5 protein-coding genes and 3 pseudogenes are annotated in these 7,547 nt (G+C 47.4%); all 8 read left to right on the forward strand.

Features of this window, described 5'->3' with window-relative positions; genetic code table 11:
- Positions 1-139 precede the first annotated feature (139 nt).
- Positions 140-778, forward strand: a pseudogene (plsX, locus tag AC1DUA_RS29275) (phosphate acyltransferase PlsX); the annotation flags it as partial.
- A 100-nt stretch (positions 779-878) separates the two neighbouring features.
- Positions 879-1,865 carry a beta-ketoacyl-ACP synthase III gene (locus AC1DUA_RS29280; RefSeq protein ID WP_477503103.1) on the forward strand — a complete coding sequence of 329 codons (987 nt, stop codon included), beginning with the start codon at positions 879-881 and terminating at the stop codon, positions 1,863-1,865.
- Positions 1,866-1,937: 72 nt separating this feature from the next.
- Positions 1,938-2,721: pseudogene (gene fabD, locus AC1DUA_RS29285) on the forward strand (ACP S-malonyltransferase).
- The gene (gene fabG / locus AC1DUA_RS29290; protein ID WP_477503104.1) at positions 2,708-3,448 is read left to right on the forward strand and encodes a 3-oxoacyl-[acyl-carrier-protein] reductase; all 741 of its coding nucleotides are present in this window, start codon (positions 2,708-2,710) and stop codon (positions 3,446-3,448) included. The pseudogene fabD and the gene fabG overlap by 14 nt, the downstream one beginning before the upstream one ends.
- A gap of 84 nt (positions 3,449-3,532) precedes the next feature.
- Positions 3,533-3,766, forward strand: a complete 234-nt coding sequence (gene acpP / locus AC1DUA_RS29295) for an acyl carrier protein (RefSeq protein ID WP_028558238.1) — start codon at positions 3,533-3,535, stop codon at positions 3,764-3,766.
- Between the two features lie 23 nt (positions 3,767-3,789).
- Positions 3,790-4,680, forward strand: a pseudogene (locus AC1DUA_RS29300) (beta-ketoacyl synthase N-terminal-like domain-containing protein); the annotation flags it as partial.
- 60 nt (positions 4,681-4,740) lie between these two features.
- Entirely contained in the window at positions 4,741-5,442 is a 702-nt protein-coding gene (rnc, locus tag AC1DUA_RS29305) for a ribonuclease III (RefSeq protein ID WP_477503105.1), read from the forward strand.
- A 95-nt stretch (positions 5,443-5,537) separates the two neighbouring features.
- The coding region (gene smc, locus AC1DUA_RS29310; protein WP_477503106.1) for a chromosome segregation protein SMC at positions 5,538-7,547 on the forward strand (2,010 nt) is incomplete at its 3' end.

The raw sequence follows: 7,547 nt of genomic DNA on the forward strand, positions 1-7,547 counted from the left end.
GCCTATGTGCGTTCCGTTTCCAAAGGGAAAGCAAGAGTTGAAGTGTCTTCCTATGTAGGCGATGAGGCTGTGTTCCGAGGTAATTTCGTGATCTTTCATTCGAAGAAAGAGCAACATCTAGAGAGGGAGGACAAGCTGCATGCGGATCGCGATTGATGCCATGGGCGGCGATAATGCCCCGAAGATTGTAGTGGAGGGTGCGCTAGCAGCGGCCAAAGAGTGGAAAGACGTACATATCATTTTGGTCGGCAACAGCGCCGCAATTGAAGCCCACCTCACAGAGAGGCCGGCAAATATAAGTATCCGTCACACGGAGGAAGTCATTGAAGCGGAAGATGAGCCTGTGAAAGCTGTGCGACGCAAAAAAGATGCCTCCATGGTTGTAGCGGGTAAACTAGTACGAGAGAAAGAGGCGGAAGCTATGATTTCCGCTGGTAATACAGGCGCATTGATGACGACGGGCTTGCTCGTAGTTGGAAGGATCCCAGGCATTGAGCGTCCGGCTCTGGCGCCGATGATCCCGACAATGGACGGCAATGGTGTCCTTGCTTTGGACTTAGGTGCGAACATGGATGCTACGCCGGAGCAATTGCTCCAGTATGCAATCATGGGCAGCATTTACCGTTTCAAAGTGCATGGCATTGCTAAACCGCGCGTAGGCCTTCTCAACGTAGGAACCGAGGCTGCCAAAGGGAATGAATTAACCAAAACAGCATATCCTTTAATGGAGCAAGGGCCTATTCATTTTGTGGGAAATGTTGAATCTTCTCAAGTGCTGCTATTAAAAATGCAGTTCGCCAAGCTAGAATAGCTTTGCAAAATGATCTGGTTGGCACGATATCTGCCGAAATAAGCCATGGGAAGAGAGATATAACAACATGAACCTAATACCAGTTGGGGTACTTGGTACAGGTAAATATGTACCTGATCGCATATTAACGAATCAAGAATTGGAAACGATGGTTGAGACGAACGATGAATGGATCGTAACGAGAACAGGCATCCGTGAAAGAAGGATCGCAGCTGAAGGGCAAGCAACGTCCGACCTCTGTTACGAAGCTTCATTGATCGCATTGGCCAACGCTGGCATTACTGCGGACCAACTTGATTTAATTATCGTTTCGACCATTACGCCAGATATGTCATTCCCATCAACGGCTTGTATCCTTCAAGAGAAGCTGGGTGCCAAAAGGGCGGCGGCATTTGATTTATCAGCAGCATGCTCAGGCTTCGTATATGGACTAGCTAATGCATCTAATTTCATTGCAACCGGAACTTATAAATATGCCCTAGTCATTGGTGCAGATTGTTTATCCAAGATAACAGATTATACAGACCGGAATACATGCATTCTGTTCGGTGACGGTGCAGGAGCTGTTGTGATAGGCGAAGTGCCAGAAGAGAGAGGTTTCAAGTCATTTGAACTTGGTGCTGACGGTACAGGTGGACCACTGCTGAAAATTGAAGGCGGGGGATCACGCAATCCTGCTTCCCAAACATCGATTGATCAACGTATGCATTACATCTATATGGCTGGTGCTGAAGTTTTCAAATTCGCGGTGCGGATTATGGGGAACGCAGCAGATGAAGTTCTGCGCAAAGCAGGCTGGGACAAATCGGATATCGATTTACTCGTTCCTCATCAAGCAAACATGAGAATTATTCAAGCTTCTTTAAATCGACTAGACATGACGGCAGATAAATGTATGATCAATCTTGATAAATACGGAAATATGTCAGCAGCCTCCATACCTGTAGCGCTTGCAGAAGCAGCTGAGCAAGGCAGATTAACTGAAGGTGATCGTCTTGTGCTTGTTGGTTTTGGCGGAGGCCTGACTTGGGGCGCAACCGCGATGGTTTGGTAGGTTAGTCCATTTTATACATCTAATTCATCTATATTATTTAAAATCTATTGCCAAAGGGGATCCTATTCTCGTATGGGTAAAATTGCTTTTGTTTTTCCTGGCCAAGGTTCGCAGTCAGTAGGAATGGGTCATGATTTATACACGAATCATCCAGCTGCCAAAGCTTATTTTGACCGCGCGGATGAAGCGCTGGGCTTCTCCTTGTCTGATCTGATCTTCCAAGGTCCAGAGGACCAACTGAAGATCACGTACCACACGCAGCCTGCACTGCTGACAACAAGCATCGCTTGTCTGGAAGCATTCAAGGCTGCGGGCATTACCCCAGACTATGTCGCTGGACATAGTCTCGGTGAATACAGCGCGCTCGTCGCAGCAGGCGTGCTCGGTTTCGAAGACGCGGTCCGCATCGTGCGGGCCCGCGGCGAGTTCATGGAACAGGCCGTCCCTGGCGGCCTGGGCGCGATGGCGGCCGTGCTCGGAGCCGAGCGCGAAGCGCTTGCGGAGCTGTGCAAGGCCATCACAAGCGGCGGCTCCGTCGTGGAGCTCGCCAATGTGAACTGCCCGGGACAGATCGTCGTCTCGGGCAGCAAAGAAGGCGTGCAAGCGGTTGTCGAACGCTGCAAGGAAGCTGGAGCGAAGCGGGCCATACCGCTCGAGGTGAGCGGACCTTTCCACTCTTCGCTCATGAAGCCGGCTTCGGAACGTCTCGCAGAAGTTTATTGAGTTAGGATCAGGAACGGTGCTTGCCGGTCTGATCAAAAAAGTCGATAAAACGGTGAAGATCGTGTCGATCGGCAGTGGAGAAGCTTTGGAGAAGTATTTGAAGGAGACTGATGACGATCATGCTAACAGGTAAAGTAGCACTGGTAACCGGGGCATCCCGCGGGATTGGGCGAGCGATTGCTTTGCATTTGGCTGAGCATGGCGCAGATGTTGCTGTGAATTATGCAGGAAGTGAAGCCGCTGCTGGAGAAGTAGTAGCAGCGATTGAGGCAATGGGGCGCAAGGCCATTAAACTTCGTGCTGACGTGAGCAGCTATCAGGAGTCTGAGGAATTAGTTAAGCAAACCATTGAAAAATTTGGTAAGATTGATATTCTTGTGAATAATGCAGGTATCACCAGAGACAATCTAATCATGCGAATGAAGGAAGAAGAGTTTGATCAAGTCATTGCTACAAATCTAAAGGGTGTATTTAACTGTGTTAAAGCTGTTACACGCCCTATGATGAAGCAAAGATCCGGTCGAATAATTAATATATCTTCTGTAGTTGGCGTGCTCGGAAACCCGGGTCAAGCCAACTATGTAGCAGCCAAAGCCGGGGTTATTGGTTTAACCAAGGCTACGGCGAGGGAGCTTTCCACTCGGGGCATTACCGTTAATGCGGTGGCGCCAGGTTTTATTGAAACCGATATGACCGACAAGTTGTCAGCCGAGATGCGCGAGCAAATGTTAAAGCAAATTCCGTTGGAACGCCTTGGTCAACCAGAGGAAATCGCGAAGGTTGTTCGCTTCCTGGCATCCGACGATGCATCCTACATGACAGGCCAAACACTTCATGTGGATGGCGGCATGTACATGTAAGATTCACCAAAAAGAGAATCTCCAAATTGCCTACTGGCAATCTGTCAAAGATTCTCGTATAATACCAAAGAGGAGGTGAACCGGATGTCCGACGTATTGGATCGTGTTAAACGAATTGTAGTCGATCGTCTAGGGGTTGATGAAGCTGAAGTCACCCTCGAAGCATCTTTCAAAGAAGATCTTGGTGCTGATTCTCTCGATGTAGTTGAATTAGTAATGGAATTAGAAGATGAGTTCGATTTAGAAATTTCAGATGAAGATGCTGAGAAGATTACGACAGTAGGAGAAGTTACGAATTACATAAAATCTCATACGTAATAGTCTACAGAGTCCCGTTTCTAATCAAGACTAAAGAATCCCGCCGGATGGACCGTTTCGTACAATTCGCCGTAGCTGGCGCGCTGAACGCTCTGAAGGACGCGAACTTGAACCTGAAAGAAGATACAGATCCAGAACGCGTTGGGGTTTCCGTAGGATCTGGAATCGGCGGTTTGAACACGTGGGAAGAGCAGCATAGAATCCTTTTGGAAAAAGGTCCAAAACGTGTTTCTCCGTTCTTTATCCCAATGATGATCGCGAATATGGCTTCGGGTCACATCTCGATGGTTACAGGAGCTAAAGGACCGAACTCAACAGCGGTTACAGCTTGTGCGACAGGAACGCATTCCATCGGTGATTCTTTTAAAATGATTCAACGCGGCGACGCGGACGTTATGATCTGCGGCGGAGCAGAGGCGACGATTACGCCGATTGGTGTGGCTGGTTTCTGTGCGTTGCGCGCGATGTCCACTCGTAATGACATGACAGATCCGGATCCGGATGGAGCAGCACGTTGTATGGTGAAAGCGATCAAGGATGCAGGTATTGCACCAGATGAGATCTCTTACATTAATGCTCACGGAACATCAACACCAGTTGGTGATAAGTCAGAAACAACAGCGATCAAAAAAGCGTTTGGCGATCATGCCTACAAAGTAGCGGTTAGTTCTACGAAATCGATGACAGGACATTTACTTGGTGCTGCCGGAGGCGTGGAAGCTGTAATCTGTGGTTTGACAATCGCTAACAGTTTGATTGCACCTACGATTAATCTGGTAAACCAAGATCCGGAATGTGATCTGGATTACGTACCGAACAATGCACGACAAGCAAAAGTTGATATTGCGATGTCCAATTCATTTGGTTTTGGTGGTCACAATGCAACGATTATTATGAAAAGGTTCCAAGCATAATTTGCCTGCCTGCGAAGAAAGATAACGAAATAGCATTCTCTCTGGGTGGTGAATTAAGCAATGAACCGCAATGTTAAGGAATTGCAGCAGCGGATTGGCATCACATTTCGCAAATCAGAGCTGCTGAAGCAAGCTTTTACCCATTCTTCTTATGTGAATGAGCATCGTATTGCTGGACATAAAGATAATGAGCGTCTGGAATTTTTAGGAGATGCCGTATTAGAATTAACCGTTTCGGAATTTTTATATGATTCTTATCCTGGGCGTTCGGAGGGTGAGTTGACGAAGCTGCGAGCATCAATTGTTTGTGAGCCGTCACTCGTTACGTTTGCTGAAGATTTGGATTTCGGTGCTTTTGTGTTACTAGGCAAAGGGGAAGAATTGACTGGCGGACGTAACCGCCCAGCTCTTCTTGCCGACGTTTTTGAATCCTTCATTGGTGCTTTATATTTGGATCAAGGCATAGATGTAGTAAAGATCTTTCTGAAGAAGCATGTATTTGCGAATATCTCCAGTGAAGGTAAGTTGCTCGTTATTGATTACAAGACTCAGCTGCAAGAGCATACTCAGCATCACGGAATGGGTTCTCTGGAATACCGGATTGTGAATGAGCGGGGACCTGCTCATGAGCGTGAGTTTGTAGCTGAAGTACACATGGATGCCGACCTTCTAGGAACCGGAGCGGGACGTTCCAAGAAAGAAGCTGAGCAGCAGGCTGCTGCGCAAGCTTTGTTGAAATTGAATGTGACCGTTCAGCGGTAAGTCATATAGCACAAAGAGGCAGCTGATGCTGCCTCTTTTGTTTTTTTCTCTTATTTTTGGAAGGGATATGTTACAATAATTGCTGAGGTGAGACCATGTTTTTAAAACGGATTGAATTATCCGGGTTTAAGTCTTTCGCAGACCGGACGGAGCTGGAATTTGTGCGCGGTATAACCGCGGTTGTAGGTCCGAATGGGAGCGGAAAAAGTAATATTTCCGATGGCATCCGGTGGGTGCTGGGGGAACAAAGTGCGAAGTCTTTGCGTGGCGGTAAAATGGAGGATGTTATTTTTGCGGGCAGTGATGCGCGCCGGGCTGTCAATTATGGGGAAGTATCGTTGACACTGGATAACACTTCACAATCGCTTCCGCTTGATTTCAATGAAGTAACGGTTACTCGCCGCGTACATAKGAGTGGGGAAAGCGAATATTTAATCAATAAGCAGCCCTGCCGCCTGAAAGATATAACGGAATTGTTCATGGATACAGGTATCGGGAAAGAAGCCTATTCCATTATTGGACAAGGACGTATTGAAGAAATTTTAAGTACGAAATCAGAGGATCGTCGAGGCATTTTTGAAGAGGCTTCGGGGATTGTTAAATATAAATCACGGAAAAAGGAAGCAGAGAAGAAATTAAATGATACAGAACAAAATCTGCTCAGGATCCACGATTTGGTTTCAGAGTTAGAAGACCAGATAGAACCTCTGCAGGAGCAGTCGGAGAAAGCGATTCGCTACAAAGATTTGCGTGAGACGCTCAAAAGCAGTGAAATTGCCATGTATGTGTATCAGATTGATCAGATATATTTGTCTTGGAATGAAGCCTCGCAGAAGCTGGAGAAGCTGGTCAAGGAGCAAACAGAGCTTTCAACCATTGTGAATCAGCACGATGCGCATTTGGAGAAACACCGATGGGAAACCCGCAGGCTGGAAGAGGAGCTAGAGAAGCTTCAGGAAAGTTTGCTTGTTCTGAGCGAAGAGTTTGAGAAGTGCGAGGGACACGGTGAGGTACTCAAAGAGCGTAAGAGAAATTACGTGGCCAATCAGCAGCAGCTGAGCAGCACAGTTGCCTTGCAGGAACAGCGCAAAATAGACAAGGAAGCGGAACTTAGCGAACAGCGTGAGAAAATCATTCAAATTGGTGCCCAACTGTTTGAGTTCCAAGCGAAGCTGACGGCCGAAGAACAGAGATTGCTTGGGGTTAATGGAGGAATTAGCGCTTCACCGGAAGACCAATTAAAAGGTGAACTGTTAGAAACCCTGAACCGGATGGCGCAAGCACGAAACGAAATTCGTTATGCTGAGCAGCAAACAGAAAGCATCGGGCGAAGGCTGGAAAGGCTTGATGATGAGCGCCAAAAATGGGCAGATCAACGCGAGAAAATCACCGTTCGCAAGCAGGAATTAACGACAAAGCTTGAAACGACGGTTAAAGAAATCGAAGACATCAGACAGCAATATGTCCAACTGACGCAAAGCTTGAAAAATAAGCAGGGCTTGCTCGATGATGCATTAGGTATGGTACGTAAATGGGAGCAGAAGCTGGATGCACTGACGTCACGCCGTGACACCATGAAAGAAATGGCCAACGACTATGACGGCTTTATGCAAGGCGTTAAAGAGGTGCTGAAAGCGAAGGGCCGCAAGGATTTGCGGGGGATACGTGGTGCTGTTGCTGAACTCGTGAAAGTGCCGGCTGATGTGGAGATCGCGATTGAAACTGCTTTAGGCGGAGCTTTACAAAATATCGTGGTCGAAACCGAAGCTGACGGGCGTGAAGCGATTTCCTTCTTGAAGCGTCGTCAAATGGGACGGGCAACGTTCTTGYCCATGAATGTTATCCGCGGGCGCTCGATTTCGGACAACGAGATCAGCTCTTTAAGATCGGCTAAAGGCTTTATAGGTATTGCTGTAGATCTGGTATCGTTCGATTCTACTTATCAGAACATCTTCTCTAGTTTACTTGGGAATGTTGTTGTTGCCCAAACCTTAGAAGATGCGAATCATATTGCGGCAAAAGCACAATATCGCTATCGGGTTGTGACGCTAGAAGGTGATGTAGTTAATCCCGGCGGTTCGATGACGGGGGGGAGTTTGCAGAAG

The sequence above is a fragment of the Paenibacillus sp. 01T422 genome (assembly GCF_056398785.1).